General features: G+C 64.3%; 12 protein-coding genes. All 12 read left to right on the top strand.

Going from position 1 to position 14189, the window contains the following annotated elements; all coding sequences use genetic code 11:
• The first annotated feature begins 143 nt into the window (after positions 1–143).
• The 12 genes from zapE (at position 144) to BJF92_RS08130 (ending at position 14187) form a co-directional block, all read left to right on the top strand.
• Entirely contained in the window at positions 144–1304 is a 1161-nt protein-coding gene (gene zapE, locus BJF92_RS08185) for a cell division protein ZapE (protein ID WP_075634244.1), read from the top strand.
• Positions 1305–1492: 188 nt separating this feature from the next.
• Entirely contained in the window at positions 1493–2455 is a 963-nt protein-coding gene (mdh, locus tag BJF92_RS08180) for a malate dehydrogenase (RefSeq protein WP_075634243.1), read from the top strand.
• 117 nt (positions 2456–2572) lie between these two features.
• Positions 2573–3766: an ADP-forming succinate--CoA ligase subunit beta gene (gene sucC, locus BJF92_RS08175; RefSeq protein WP_075634242.1), complete on the top strand. Its 1194-nt coding sequence runs from the start codon at positions 2573–2575 to the stop codon at positions 3764–3766.
• A 17-nt stretch (positions 3767–3783) separates the two neighbouring features.
• The gene (gene sucD / locus BJF92_RS08170; RefSeq protein ID WP_075634241.1) at positions 3784–4686 is read left to right on the top strand and encodes a succinate--CoA ligase subunit alpha; all 903 of its coding nucleotides are present in this window, start codon (positions 3784–3786) and stop codon (positions 4684–4686) included.
• Between the two features lie 196 nt (positions 4687–4882).
• Positions 4883–7879 (top strand): 2-oxoglutarate dehydrogenase E1 component, encoded by a 2997-nt coding sequence (locus tag BJF92_RS08165; RefSeq protein WP_075634240.1) that lies wholly within the window; start codon positions 4883–4885, stop codon positions 7877–7879.
• Between the two features lie 184 nt (positions 7880–8063).
• Positions 8064–9299: a 2-oxoglutarate dehydrogenase complex dihydrolipoyllysine-residue succinyltransferase gene (gene odhB / locus BJF92_RS08160; RefSeq protein ID WP_075634239.1), complete on the top strand. Its 1236-nt coding sequence runs from the start codon at positions 8064–8066 to the stop codon at positions 9297–9299.
• 224 nt (positions 9300–9523) lie between these two features.
• Positions 9524–9937 (top strand): MAPEG family protein, encoded by a 414-nt coding sequence (locus BJF92_RS08155; RefSeq protein WP_075634238.1) that lies wholly within the window; start codon positions 9524–9526, stop codon positions 9935–9937.
• 34 nt (positions 9938–9971) lie between these two features.
• On the top strand, positions 9972–10610 hold the full coding sequence (locus BJF92_RS08150; RefSeq protein ID WP_075634237.1) for a LysE family transporter: 639 nt from the start codon (positions 9972–9974) through the stop codon (positions 10608–10610).
• A 38-nt stretch (positions 10611–10648) separates the two neighbouring features.
• Positions 10649–11404, top strand: a complete 756-nt coding sequence (locus tag BJF92_RS08145) for an SDR family oxidoreductase (protein ID WP_075634236.1) — start codon at positions 10649–10651, stop codon at positions 11402–11404.
• 28 nt (positions 11405–11432) lie between these two features.
• A complete protein-coding gene (gene lpdA, locus BJF92_RS08140; RefSeq protein WP_075634235.1) occupies positions 11433–12836 on the top strand; it encodes a dihydrolipoyl dehydrogenase in 1404 nt (467 codons plus the stop codon).
• Between the two features lie 169 nt (positions 12837–13005).
• Complete coding sequence (locus BJF92_RS08135; RefSeq protein ID WP_425356462.1) at positions 13006–13500, top strand: cytochrome b; 495 nt, start codon at positions 13006–13008, stop codon at positions 13498–13500.
• A gap of 177 nt (positions 13501–13677) precedes the next feature.
• Positions 13678–14187, top strand: coding sequence for a DUF2867 domain-containing protein (locus BJF92_RS08130; RefSeq protein WP_075634233.1), 510 nt, complete (start codon positions 13678–13680; stop codon positions 14185–14187).
• The last annotated feature ends 2 nt before the right edge of the window (positions 14188–14189 follow it).

The following is a 14189-nucleotide window of genomic DNA, read 5'->3' as shown; positions in this document are numbered from 1 at the left end:
CCGATAGGCGTCGGATCGGCAGGGCTGATCCGGCCAAGGCAGCGCCAGCCCGGCGACCGGGCGCTGGTCGCCGCACCTCCTTTTTTTAAAGGCCGCCCGCCTGTCTTTCCCGGCGGTCAGGCCGCAGACATGCGGACCCGCCCTTGCCCAGTGCCGGAAACAGCATTTCCAAACGTCTCGAAGCCCTGATCGCCGAGGGGCGGCTTCAGCCAGACCCGCGCCAGATGCTGATTGCTGCCCGGCTCGACCGCGTGGCCGCCGATCTCACCACCAGCCGCGCCCAGCGCAAAACCAATGCGCTCGGCTGGCTCTTTGCGGCGCGTCGCCAGGCGCAGCCGCCGGTGCAGGGGCTTTATCTCCATGGCGGCGTCGGCCGCGGCAAGACCATGCTGATGGACCTGTTCTTTGAAACAGTGCCGATCGAGCGCAAACGGCGGGCGCATTTCCATGCCTTCATGGCCGATGTGCAGGAGCGCATTTTCCGGCACCGGCAGAAGCTGAAGGCCGGGGAAACGCGCGAGGTCGATCCGATGCCGCCGGTCGCGGCGCAGATCTATGGCGAATCGCGCCTGCTCTGCTTCGACGAATTCACCGTCACCGACATTGCCGACGCAATGATCCTCTCACGGCTGTTCACGGAGCTGTTCGCCCGTGGCTGCGTCCTGGTCGCCACCTCGAATGTCGCGCCGGACGATCTCTACCGAGACGGCCTCAATCGCGGCCTTTTCCTGCCCTTCATCGGCCTGCTGAAGACCCATGCAGAGGTCATCTGCCTCGACAGCGACACCGATTACCGTATGGAGAAGACAGAGGGCATTCGCGTGTGGAACGCCCCGCTGAATGACGCCACGCACGCGGCTTTCGAATCGGCCTGGCGCCAGATGATCGATGGCGCTTCGCCCGCCCCCGCAACCGTGCCGATGAAGGGACGCGAGATCGCCGTGCCGCTTTCGGCCGGGCGCGCGGCGCGATTCGATTTCGTCGATCTGTGCCAGAAGCCGCTCGGCGCCAGCGACTATCTCGCTCTGCTCGCCCGTTACGACACGCTGTTCGTCGAGAACATTCCGCAGCTGACGGCCGATCGGCGCAACGAGGTCAAGCGCCTGATTTTGCTTGTTGATACAGTTTACGACAAGGGCGGCCTGATCGTTGCCACCGCCGCGAGCAATCCCGATACGCTGCTGCTAGAACGGCGGGGAACGGAAGGCTTCGAGTTCGACCGCACCATTTCCCGCCTGACGGAAATGCAAAGCGTCGAATATCGCGAAGCACATCTGCAGCGCGCCCAGATCATGACGAAATGACGACGGAAAATCTTACGTTTACGTAAGAAAATTTATATCTAACCGTTTGAATTTGTTAACCCGAAAACTATTCATTGATCTTTTAGAGTTTGCGGGTTACCTCCTTGCGCCGTGAGGTTTCGGGGTTCTCGGCGATCGGATGTCGCGAGGGAGGACCTTGCACGTTTGGATCGCAAAGGAAGCACTTCATGGCCCGCAACAAGATTGCACTCATCGGTTCCGGTATGATCGGCGGCACGCTCGCGCATCTCGCCGGGCTGAAGGAACTGGGCGACATCGTCCTGTTCGACATTGCCGACGGCATCCCGCAGGGCAAAGGTCTCGACATCGCCCAGTCTTCGCCGGTCGAGGGCTTCAACGCCAACCTGACGGGCGCGAGCGACTATTCCGCCATCGAGGGCGCCGATGTCTGCATCGTCACCGCCGGTGTCGCCCGCAAGCCCGGCATGAGCCGCGACGACCTGCTTGGCATCAACCTCAAGGTCATGGAACAGGTCGGCGCCGGCATCAAGAAATACGCGCCGAACGCCTTCGTCATCTGCATCACCAACCCGCTGGACGCCATGGTCTGGGCGCTGCAGAAGTTCTCGGGCCTGCCGAAGAACAAGGTCGTCGGCATGGCCGGCGTGCTCGACTCAGCCCGCTTCCGCCTGTTCCTCAGCCAGGAATTCAACGTCTCGGTTCAGGACGTGACCGCTTTCGTCCTCGGCGGCCATGGCGACACCATGGTGCCGCTCGCCCGCTACTCCACCATCGGCGGCATTCCGCTGACCGACCTGGTCAAGATGGGCTGGGTCACCGAGGAGCGCCTCGAGCAGATCATCCAGCGCACCCGTGACGGCGGTGCCGAAATCGTCGGCCTGCTCAAGACCGGCTCGGCCTATTACGCCCCGGCCGCTTCCGCCATCGAGATGGCCGAATCCTACCTCAAGGACAAGAAGCGCGTTCTGCCCTGCGCCGCCTATCTCTCCGGCCAGTACGGCGTCAACGACATGTATGTCGGCGTGCCCACGATCATCGGCGCCGGCGGCGTCGAGCGCATCATCGAGATCGACCTGAACGAGAGCGAAGAACAAGCCTTCCAGAAGTCCGTCGGCGCCGTGGCCGGCCTCTGCGAAGCCTGCGTCAATATCGCTCCGTCGCTGAAGTAATCGGCGGGCGCGGGCGGGCCTGGAGGGGCCCGCCCGCGCCGCTTTTCACGGCGCCTTGACGCGGCCGGAAGGACGGCCGGAGGCGGCGAACCGTCAAGCCCAGACAGGACATTTTCCATGAACATTCATGAATACCAGGCCAAGGCTCTTCTGAAGGGCTATGGCGCACCGGTTGCGCAGGGCGTGGCCATTCTCAAGGCGGAGGAAGCGGAAGCTGCCGCCAAGCAGCTCCCGGGCCCGCTCTATGTGGTCAAGAGCCAGATCCATGCAGGCGGCCGCGGCAAGGGCAAGTTCAAGGAGCTCGGTCCCGATGCCAAGGGCGGCGTTCGCCTGGCCAAGTCCATCGAAGAGGTCGTGGCCCACGCCAAGGACATGCTCGGCAACACGCTGGTCACCGCACAGACGGGCGAAGCCGGCAAGCAGGTCAACCGCCTCTATATCGAAGACGGCGCCGATATCGCCCGCGAACTCTATTGCTCGCTCTTGGTCGACCGCTCGGTCGGCAAGGTGGCCTTCGTGGTTTCCACCGAAGGCGGCATGGACATCGAGGCCGTCGCCCATGACACGCCCGAGAAGATCCACACCATCGCCATCGACCCGGAAGCCGGCGTGACGGCGGACGACGTCGCCAAGATCGCATCCGCGCTGGCGCTCGAAGGTGTGGCCGTTGAAGACGCCAAGGCGCTGTTCCCGGCGCTCTACAAGGCCTTCAACGAGAAGGACATGGCCCTCCTCGAAGTCAACCCGCTGATCGTCATGCAGGACGGCCATCTGCGCGTCCTCGACGCCAAGATGTCCTTCGACGGCAATGCGCTGTTCCGTCATGACGACGTCAAGGCGCTGCGCGACGAGACCGAGGAAGACGCAAAGGAAATCGAGGCCTCGAAGTGGGACCTCGCCTATGTCGCGCTCGACGGCAATATCGGCTGCATGGTCAACGGCGCCGGCCTCGCCATGGCGACCATGGACATCATCAAGCTCTACGGCAAGGAGCCGGCAAACTTCTGCGACGTCGGCGGCGGCGCCGGCAAGGAGAAGGTCGCGGCGGCCTTCAAGATCATCACGGCCGACCCGAAGGTCGAGGGCATCCTCGTCAACATCTTCGGCGGCATCATGAAGTGCGACGTCATCGCCGAAGGCGTTGTCGCCGCCGTTCAGGAAGTGGGCCTGAAGGTTCCGCTCGTCGTCCGCCTCGAAGGCACCAATGTCGAACTCGGCAAGAAGATCCTGAACGAATCGGGTCTGGCGATCACCGCAGCCGACGATCTCGACGACGCTGCCAAGAAGATCGTCGCGGCGATCCAAGCCTAATTGAAGGACCTGAACTCATGTCGATTATCGTCAACAAAGACACCAAGGTCCTCGTTCAGGGCCTGACCGGCAAGACCGGCTCCTTCCACACCGAACAGGCGCTCGCTTACTACGGCACGCAGATGGTCGGCGGTATCCACCCCTCCAAGGGCGGCACCAACTGGACCGGCTCCAAGGGCGAAACCCTGCCGATCTTCGCTTCCGTTGCCGAGGGCAAGGAAAAGACCGGTGCCGACGCCTCCGTGATCTACGTTCCGCCGGCAGGCGCCGCGGATGCGATCATCGAAGCGATCGACGCCGAGATCCCGTTCATCACCTGCATCACCGAGGGTATCCCGGTCATGGACATGGTGCGGGTCAAGGCCAAGCTCGACAAGTCCAAGTCGCGCCTGCTCGGCCCCAACTGCCCCGGCATCCTGACCCCGGAAGAATGCAAGATCGGCATCATGCCGGGCTCGATCTTCCGCAAGGGTTCGGTCGGCATCGTCTCGCGTTCGGGCACGCTGACCTATGAAGCCGTGTTCCAGACCTCGAACGAAGGCCTCGGCCAGACCACGGCTGTCGGCATCGGCGGCGACCCGGTCAAGGGCACCGAGTTCATCGACGTGCTGGAGATGTTCCTGGCCGACGACGCCACGACCTCGATCATCATGATCGGCGAAATCGGCGGCTCTGCGGAAGAAGACGCCGCGCAGTTCCTGATCGACGAAGCCAAGAAGGGCCGCAAGAAGCCGATGGCCGGCTTCATCGCCGGTCGGACGGCGCCGAAGGGCCGCACCATGGGTCACGCCGGCGCGGTTGTTTCCGGCGGCAAGGGCGATGCGGAATCGAAGATCGCCGCCATGGAAGCGGCCGGCATCAAGGTTTCGCCCTCCCCGGCCCGTCTCGGCAAGACGCTGGTCGAAGTTCTCAAGGGCTGATCCCTTTCAAAAGCGACCGGCCGGGCCTTGGGGTCCGGCCGGTCCTGCACCATGTGTAGGCCGATGCTGACACTGGCGGCACGATAAGAAAAACGGGCATGCACCCGTCCCAGCGAGGGGATGGCATGCGACGACGGCACGAAAGCCGTCCATCCAACACCCGAGGAGGCGGACGGACAGGTCCGCGGATCACATCATGGCAAGGCAAGAAGCCAACGAGCAATTCCAGCTCACCTCGTTTCTCGACGGCGCGAATGCGAGCTATATCGAACAGCTTTACGCGCGCTACGAGACCGACCCCGCCTCCGTTTCGGCCGAATGGCAGTCCTTCTTCAAGGCGCTGGCCGACAATCCCGACGATGTCGTGCGCGCGGCCAAGGGCGCGTCCTGGAAGAAGGCCCACTGGCCGATTCCCGAAGGCGGCGACCTGGTCTCCGCGCTCGACGGCAATTGGGGCGTGGTCGAGAAGGTCATCGAAAAGAAGGTGAAGGCCAAGGCCGAGGAAAAGGCCGCAGCCTCCGGCGAGCCGGTCAATCCCGTCGACGTGCATCAGTCGACGCGCGATTCCGTGCGCGCCATCATGCTGATCCGCGCTTATCGCGCCCGCGGCCACCTTCATGCCAAGCTCGACCCGCTGGGGCTGGCCGCTCCGGTCGAGGACTATAACGAGCTCTCGCCCAAGAGCTACGGCTTCGAGGAGCAGGACCTCGACCGCAAGATCTTCATCGACAACATGCTGGGGCTGGAATACGCCACCATGCGCGAGATCGTCGAGATCCTGGAGCGCACCTATTGCTCGACGCTCGGCGTCGAATTCATGCACATCTCCGATCCCGAGCTCAAGGGCTGGATCCAGGAGCGCATCGAAGGCCCCGACAAGGGCGTCGACTTCACGCCCGAGGGCAAGAAGGCGATCCTGCAGAAGCTGATCGAGGCCGAAGGCTTCGAGCAGTTCATCGACGTCAAGTACAAGGGCACCAAGCGCTTCGGCCTCGATGGCGGCGAATCGCTGATCCCGGCGCTGGAGCAGATCATCAAGCGCGGCGGCCAGGAAGGCCTGAAGGAAATCGTTCTCGGCATGGCCCATCGCGGCCGCCTGAACGTGCTGACCAATGTGATGGGCAAGCCGCACCGCGCCGTCTTCCACGAATTCAAGGGCGGCTCCTACGCGCCTGACGACGTCGAAGGCTCGGGCGACGTCAAGTACCACCTCGGCGCCTCCTCCGACCGCGAATTCGACGGCAACCGCGTGCATCTGTCGCTGACGGCCAACCCGTCGCATCTGGAAATCGTCAACCCCGTGGTCATGGGCAAGGCCCGCGCCAAGCAGGACCAGATCGCCACCACCTGGGACGGCGACGTGATCCCGCTGAAGGAACGCGCCAAGGTCATGCCGCTGCTGCTGCATGGCGACGCCGCTTTTGCCGGCCAGGGCGTGACTGCGGAAATCCTCGGCCTGTCGGGCCTGCGCGGCCACCGCGTCGGCGGCACGCTGCATTTCATCATCAACAACCAGATCGGCTTCACCACCAATCCGGCCTTCTCCCGCTCCTCGCCCTATCCGTCCGACGTGGCCAAGATGATCGAAGCACCGATCTTCCACGTCAATGGCGACGATCCGGAAGCCGTGACCTACGCCGCCAAGATCGCCACCGAATTCCGGATGAAGTTCCACAAGCCGGTCGTGGTCGACATGTTCTGCTACCGCCGCTACGGCCATAACGAAGGCGACGAGCCGGCGTTCACCCAGCCGAAGATGTACAAGGTCATCCGCGCTCACAAGCCGGTCGTTCAGCTCTATGCCGAGCGCCTGATCGCTGAGGGCCTGATCACCGAAGGCGAACTGGAGAAGATGAAGGCCGACTGGCGCGCCCATCTCGAGCAGGAATTCGAGGCCGGCCAGTCCTACAAGCCGAACAAGGCCGACTGGCTGGATGGCGTGTGGTCGGGCCTGCGCACGGCCGACAATGCCGACGAGCAGCGCCGCGGCAAGACCGGCGTGCCGATGAAGACGCTCAAGGACATCGGCCGCAAGCTCTCGGAAGTTCCCAAGGACTTCCGTGTTCACCGCACCATCCAGCGCTTCATGGACAACCGTGCGCAGATGGTCGAGACGGGCGAAGGCATCGACTGGGCTATGGCGGAAGCGCTCGCTTTCGGCACGCTCTGCGTCGAAGGCACGAAGATCCGCCTCTCGGGCCAGGATTGCGAACGCGGCACCTTCTCGCAGCGTCACTCGGTTCTCTACGATCAGGAGACCGAAGACCGCTACATCCCGCTTGCCAATCTCGCACCCAACCAGGGCCGCTACGAAGTCATCAATTCGATGCTGTCGGAAGAGGCCGTGCTCGGCTTCGAATATGGCTATTCGCTCGCCCGGCCCGGCGCGCTGACGCTGTGGGAAGCCCAGTTCGGCGACTTCGCCAACGGCGCGCAGGTCGTGTTCGACCAGTTCGTCTCCTCGGGCGAACGCAAGTGGCTGCGCATGTCCGGCCTCGTCTGCCTTCTGCCGCACGGCTATGAAGGCCAGGGCCCTGAACATTCCTCCGCCCGCCTGGAGCGCTACCTCCAGCTCTGCGCGGAAGACAACATGCAGGTCGCCAACTGCACGACGCCGGCAAACTACTTCCACGTGCTGCGCCGGCAGATCAAGCGCGACTTCCGCAAGCCCCTGATCCTGATGACGCCGAAGTCGCTGCTGCGCCACAAGCGCGCGGTGTCCTCGCTGTCGGAAATGGCGGGCGACAGCTCGTTCCACCGCCTGCTGTGGGACGATGCCGAAGTCATCAAGGACGGCCCGATCAAGCTGCAGAAGGACAACAAGATCCGCCGCGTGGTCATGTGCACCGGCAAGGTCTATTACGACCTTCTGGAAGAGCGGGAAAAGCGCGGGATCGACGACGTCTACCTGCTGCGCCTGGAACAGCTCTATCCGTTCCCGGCCAAGGCGCTGATCAACGAGCTGTCGCGGTTCCGCAATGCCGAGATGGTCTGGTGCCAGGAAGAGCCCAAGAACATGGGTGCCTGGGCCTTCATCGACCCTTATCTGGAATGGGTGCTGGCCCATATCGACGCCAAGTATCAGCGCGTGCGCTATACCGGCCGTCCGGCTGCCGCCTCTCCGGCCACGGGCCTGATGTCCAAGCACTTGGCACAGCTCGCCGCCTTCCTGGAAGACGCGCTCGGCGGCTGACGCTTTCGCGGCGCCGCTTCGGCCTCCTGCCCCTCCCTTCTCCGCCAGCCTTTGAGGCCGCGGGATCGGAGGGCAAGGAAGGCCGAAGCGGCGATCCGCCGCATGCATTGCTCATCCTGAGACACGGCGCCGCAAAGGGTGCCGATCGACACGCAAGACACGAACAACATCAGGACTTCACATCATGGCCACAGAAATCCGCGTCCCTACCCTTGGCGAATCCGTTAGCGAAGCGACGGTCGGCACCTGGTTCAAGAAGGTCGGCGACACCGTCAAGGCCGACGAGCCGCTGCTCGAACTCGAAACCGACAAGGTGACCGTCGAAGTGCCGGCGCCCGCCTCCGGCACTTTGTCCGAAATCGTCGCCCAGGCCGGTGAGACTGTCGGTCTCGGCGCCCTGCTCGGCCAGATCGCCGAAGGCGCTTCCGCCGGCGCACCGGCCGCCGCACCGGCGCCGGCTGCCGCCCCTGCAGCACCTGCTCCGGCCGCCCCCGCCGCAGCACCGGCGCCTGCCGCCTCGTCCATGCCGCCGGCTCCGGCCGCCGCCAAGCTTCTGGCCGACAACAACCTTGCCGCCTCGGATGTCGATGGCTCCGGCAAGCGCGGCCAGGTGCTGAAGGGCGACGTGCTCGCCGCCGTCAAGACGATCGGCCAGCCGGCACCGGCCGCGGCCGAAGCCCCGAAAGCTGCCCCGCGCGCGCCCTCGGCCGCCGAGGATGCGCCGCGCGAAGAGCGCGTAAAGATGACGCGCCTGCGCCAGACCATCGCCAAGCGTCTCAAGGACGCCCAGAACACCGCCGCCATGCTCACCACCTATAACGAGGTGGACATGAAGGCCGTGATGGACCTGCGCACCAAGTACAAGGACGTGTTCGAGAAGAAGCATGGCGTGAAGCTCGGCTTCATGGGCTTCTTCACCAAGGCCGTCACCCATGCGCTGAAGGAACTGCCGGCCGTCAACGCCGAGATCGACGGTACCGACATCATCTACAAGAACTTCTGCCATGTCGGCATGGCCGTCGGCACGGACAAGGGCCTGGTCGTACCGGTCATCCGCGACGCCGACCAGCTGTCGATCGCCGGCGTCGAGAAGGAACTCGGCCGTCTCGCCAAGGCGGCCCGCGACGGCTCGCTCTCCATGGCCGACATGCAGGGCGGCACCTTCACCATCACCAATGGCGGCGTCTACGGCTCGCTGATGTCCTCGCCGATCCTCAATGCGCCGCAGTCGGGCATTCTCGGCATGCACAAGATCCAGGATCGCCCCGTGGTCGTCGGCGGCCAGATCGTCATCCGTCCGATGATGTATCTCGCTCTGTCCTATGACCACCGGATCGTCGACGGCAAGGAAGCCGTCACCTTCCTGGTCCGTGTCAAGGAAAGCCTGGAAGATCCGGAGCGTCTGGTTCTCGATCTCTAAGGCATCCCGCTCTTCGGCAGGCCGCAACCCCGGTTGCGGCCTGCCCCGCATGACTGCCGCTGGAAAGCCTGTCGCGCACCCGCGCCGCAAGTGAGCCGCCTTCTAGAGCATCGGACCGAAAAGTGGGAACCGGTTTTCGGAAAAATCCGATGCAAAAACAAAAAATTAGAGCATCGGACTGCATGCGATTTTCAGTCTGATGCTCTAGGGCGAGAGAGTGACCCATGGATCCGATGATGTTCGACGCCTCGCCCTTTCCGGCGCTTCTGGCCTGGAGCGTGGTGCTGCTCTTCGTCCACATCAGCCTGCAGGCGATGCTGGCCACGCGGGAGCTCGGCTCGACCTGGAACGCGGGCCCGCGTGACGATGGCCGCAAGCCTGAAGGCAAGCTGGCCGGCCGGGCGGAGCGCGCCTCACTGAACTTCCGCGAGACCTATCCCGCCTTTGTGGCGCTGGCAGTGGCGCAGATGTTCACCGGCGACCCGACCGACTGGGGCTTTTACGGCGGTTGCTTCTGGCTGGTGATGCGCATCGCCTATGTGCCGCTCTATCTTTTCGGCATCCCCTATATCCGCTCTCTCGCTTGGCTCGGCTCGGTGCTGGGCCTGGTGATCATGGCCTTCCATCTGATCTTCTGATCGGGCGGCGCCGCGCTTCAGGACCCTGGAATCGATGACATCCTACCTTCTCGAATTCGCCTCGCTGATGGCCGTCTTTTCCTTCGCGATCGTCTCGCCGGGCGCCGATCTCGCCATGGTCATGCGCCAGGCTATCCTGCATGGGCGCCGCCAGGCCGTCATCACCAGCTTCGGCATCGGCACCGCGCTGATGTTCCATGTGAGCTATACGATCCTGGGCCTCGGCCTGATCATTTCCCAGTCGATCACGCTGTTCAACATCGTCAAATGGTGCGGCGTCGCCTATCTCGTCTATATTGGCATCAAGGCGCTGAAGGCGAAGAAGGCCGTGGCCGAAGACCCGGCCGCCCACGCCGCGCCGTCCCGGGCGCAGTCCGCGCCCAAGGCTTTTCTGCTCGGCTTTGCCGCCAATGCGCTCAATCCGAAGCCGGTCTTCTTCTTCCTGTCGATCTTCTCCACCGTCGTCAGCGTGCAGACACCGATGGAGGTGAAGTTCGTCTACGGGCTGATCATGGCCACGGCGCTGATCGCCTGGTTCGTCAGCGTCAGCCTGTTCATGACCACGCCGCGCATGCGCGCCGCCTTCACCGGCATCAGCCACTGGATCGACCGCGCCAGCGGCGCCGTCTTCATCGCTTTGGGCCTGAAGCTGGCGATGGAAAAGGCCCATTGATGTGTCGGCTCGATAGGCGAGGCTGAGGGAGAGACACGATGGCGGACGATCATCCGGTTCTTCTGGTCACCGGCGCCAGCCGTGGCATCGGCGCGGCCGTCGCGCGCAGCGCTGCCGCGCGTGGCTGGCAGGTCATGGTGAACTACCTCTCCAATGTGGCTGCCGCCGAGGCTGTCGTTCAAAGCATTGCCGCCACTGGGGGAAAGGCCGCGCTTGTTCAGGGCGATACCGGCACGGAAGAGGGTATCGCCGCGATCTTTGCGGGCGTGGACCGACAGTTCGGCCGGCTGGACGGCCTGGTCAACAATGCCGGCGTCGTCGACAGCACATCCCGTGTGGAAGACATGTCGCGCGACCGGTTGGAGCGGATGTTCGCCATCAATGTGATCGGCAAGATCCGCTGCGCCTCCGAGGCGGTCCGGCGCATGTCGATCCGTCACGGCGGGCGCGGCGGTGCCATCGTCAATATTTCCTCCATGGCGGCCGTGCTCGGCAGCGCGGGCCAATATGTCGACTATGCCGCCGCCAAGGGCGCCGTCGACACGTTTACCATCGGCCTCGCTCGCGAGGTCGCGGCGGAAGGCATTCGCGTCAACGGCGTTCGTCCGGGCATTATCGATACCGACATTCACGCCTCCGGCGGCCTGCCGGACCGCGCGCGCGACCTCGCGCCCACCGTGCCGATGCAGCGCCCGGGAACGGCGGAGGAAGTGGCCGGCGCCGTGCTCTACCTGCTTTCGCCCGAGGCCTCCTATGTCACGGGCACCATCATGAACGTCAGCGGCGGCCGCTAGGCCGCCCCAAGCAAGGGAAGTTTCAACAATGGCTTACGATATCATCGTGATCGGCACCGGCCCCGGCGGCTATGTCTGCGCCGTCAAGGCGGCACAGCTTGGGCTCAAGGTCGCGGTCGTCGAAAAGCGCACCACCTATGGCGGCACCTGCCTCAATGTCGGCTGCATCCCGTCCAAGGCGCTGCTGCACGCCTCGGAAATGTACCATGCCGCCCATCACCTCGACGGGCTTGGCATCGAGATTGGCGAGGCCAGGCTGAACCTCGACAAGATGATGGCGCACAAGGATGCGACGGTGAAGTCGAATGTCGACGGCGTCGCCTATCTCTTCAAGAAGAACAAGATCGACGCCTTCCAGGGCACCGGCCGCGTGGTCTCGGCCGGCAAGGTTTCCGTGACCGCCGATGACGGCGCGACGCAGGAGCTCGAAGCCAAGGCGATCGTCATCGCCACCGGCTCGGATGTCGCCGGCATTCCCGGCGTCGCCGTCGAGATCGACGAAGAGGTGATCGTTTCCTCCACCGGCGGCATTGCGCTGAAGCAGGTGCCCGGCCACATGGTCGTCGTCGGCGGTGGCGTCATCGGCCTGGAACTCGGCTCGGTCTGGGCCCGTCTCGGCGCGCAGGTCACCGTGGTCGAATATCTCGATTCGATCCTCGGCGGCATGGACGGCGAGGTCTCCAAGCAGTTCCAGCGCCTGCTGGCCAAGCAGGGCCTGACCTTCAATCTCGGCGCCAAGGTCACCGGCGTCACGCGCACCGAAACCGGCGCCAACGTCACCTTCGAGCCGGTCAAGGGCGGCGAAGCCCAGACGATCGCTGCCGATGTCGTGCTGGTCGCCACCGGCCGCAAGCCCTACACGGCCGGCCTCGGCCTGGAGGAAGCCGGCGTGGCGCTGGACAATCGCGGCCGCATCGAGATCGACAAGCACTTCCAGACCAATGTCCCCGGCATCTTCGCCATTGGCGACGTGGTCAAGGGCCCGATGCTGGCGCACAAGGCCGAGGACGAAGGCGTTGCGCTCGCCGAAATCCTTTCCGGCCAGCACGGCCATGTAAATTATGACGTCATCCCCGGCGTGGTCTACACCCAGCCGGAAGTCGCCTCCGTCGGCAAGACCGAGGAGGAGCTGAAGGCCCAGGGCATCGCCTACAAGGCCGGCAAGTTCCCCTTCTCCGCCAATGGCCGCGCCCGCGCCATGCTGGCCACGGACGGCTTCGTCAAGATCCTGGCCGATGCCGAGACCGACCGGATTCTCGGCGGCCATATCATCGGCTTCGGCGCCGGCGAGATGATCCACGAGATCGCCACCGTGATGGAATTCGGCGGCTCGTCGGAAGATCTCGGCCGCACCTGCCATGCGCATCCGACCATGTCGGAAGCCGTGAAGGAAGCCGCGCTCGCCACCTTCTTCAAGCCGATCCATATGTGACAAATCCCTGACCGGCGGCTGTCCGCCGCCTGTCAGCCCGGGCGATGAAAATCCGATGTCTCCACGCGCCCCGCTTGCGATTGCAGGCGGGGCGCTCTCTTTTAGGCGGGACCGCAAAGCATCCGCGCCGGCGTCCGCCATCGGCCCGATGCGTCAGACGAGGATCCGCATCATGCACCCGACCGCCTATTCCCTGCCCCAGCGCGTCCTTCACTGGCTCATGGCGCTGCTGATCTTCTTCAACCTGATTTTTTCCGACGGCATGGAGCATTGGGCGCGCCTCATGCGCCATGGCCAGCCGGTGACGCCTGATGATGTCGGCTCGGCTAATATCCACGCTTATGTCGGCATTGCCATCCTGGTGCTCGCCCTGTGTCGGCTCGCGCTGCGCCTCGTGCAGGGCGCGCCGCAGCCGCCGGCCGACGAGCCCCCGATCCTGCGCCTGGTGGCGAAGGCGACGCATGGCCTGCTCTACTTCCTGTTCTTCGCCATGCCGCTGTCAGGCATAGCCCGCTATTATTTCGGCGTTGAGGCTGCCGGCTTCCTGCATGGCGGGCCGATGAAGCTGGCTCTCTGGGCGCTGATCGCCGCCCACATCGCCGGCGCGCTGGCCCATCAGTTCCTCTGGAAGAGCAATGTTCTGGCGCGCATGACGCGCGGTTAGAGCATCGGTCCGAAAAGTGGAAACCGGTTTTCGGATAAATCCGATGCAGAAACAAAAGCCTAGAGCAGCGAACTGCGTACAATTTTCAGTCCGATGCTCTGGGGCGCGACATTTCGCCTGCTTCCGGCCGTGCTGAAATAGGGGAAGGATGCGCGCACGAAAGCTGGAGCGCCGTCCATGGATCTTGTCTCTGCCGCTGCCCCTGCCGCGGCACTGAACCCTCTGCCCGATGCCGACTGGTTCGACCGCTACGAGATGCGGCTCGAGGATGGCGGCCTGAGCGCAGGCGAGGCCGCGCGCCTCATCCTGGCCAATCCGCCCGCCTGGGCCGGGTGGCTGATGCAGCTGCGCAACGGGCTCGTGCGGCTGGCGGGTCTTCGCGGCGTGGCAATGAAGGCGGGGGACGAGGCGGGCGGCTTTCCCATCCTGGAAGAGAGGCCGGAGCGCTGCGTGCTCGGTTTCAACGACCGGCATCTCGATTTCCGCATCGTCGTGGACATAAGGCAAAGCGGGACCGGCACGCTTCTGGGCGTGACCACGCTGGTCAAGCGTCACAACCTGTTCGGCCGGGCCTATCTGGCCGCCGTCGGCCCCTTTCACCGGTTGATCGTCCCGGCAAGCCTGCGGCAGCTGCAGCCGCAGGGCGCCCGTCCCTATCGTGCGGCAGGCTCGGAAGGCAAGCGTTGAAG

Source organism: Xaviernesmea rhizosphaerae (genome assembly GCF_001938945.1).
Lineage (GTDB): Bacteria > Pseudomonadota > Alphaproteobacteria > Rhizobiales > Rhizobiaceae > Xaviernesmea > Xaviernesmea rhizosphaerae.
Note: the sequence above shows the minus strand (reverse complement) of the source record. Positions and strands in the feature narration are given on the sequence as shown.

Coding starts and splice junctions, on each gene's coding strand:
- mdh (WP_075634243.1), top strand. CDS start 1,493: ATGGCCCGCAACAAGATTGCACTCATCGGTTCCGGTATGATCGGCGGC.
- sucC (WP_075634242.1), top strand. CDS start 2,573: ATGAACATTCATGAATACCAGGCCAAGGCTCTTCTGAAGGGCTATGGC.
- sucD (WP_075634241.1), top strand. CDS start 3,784: ATGTCGATTATCGTCAACAAAGACACCAAGGTCCTCGTTCAGGGCCTG.
- BJF92_RS08165 (WP_075634240.1), top strand. CDS start 4,883: ATGGCAAGGCAAGAAGCCAACGAGCAATTCCAGCTCACCTCGTTTCTC.
- odhB (WP_075634239.1), top strand. CDS start 8,064: ATGGCCACAGAAATCCGCGTCCCTACCCTTGGCGAATCCGTTAGCGAA.
- BJF92_RS08155 (WP_075634238.1), top strand. CDS start 9,524: ATGGATCCGATGATGTTCGACGCCTCGCCCTTTCCGGCGCTTCTGGCC.
- BJF92_RS08150 (WP_075634237.1), top strand. CDS start 9,972: ATGACATCCTACCTTCTCGAATTCGCCTCGCTGATGGCCGTCTTTTCC.
- BJF92_RS08145 (WP_075634236.1), top strand. CDS start 10,649: ATGGCGGACGATCATCCGGTTCTTCTGGTCACCGGCGCCAGCCGTGGC.
- lpdA (WP_075634235.1), top strand. CDS start 11,433: ATGGCTTACGATATCATCGTGATCGGCACCGGCCCCGGCGGCTATGTC.
- BJF92_RS08130 (WP_075634233.1), top strand. CDS start 13,678: ATGGATCTTGTCTCTGCCGCTGCCCCTGCCGCGGCACTGAACCCTCTG.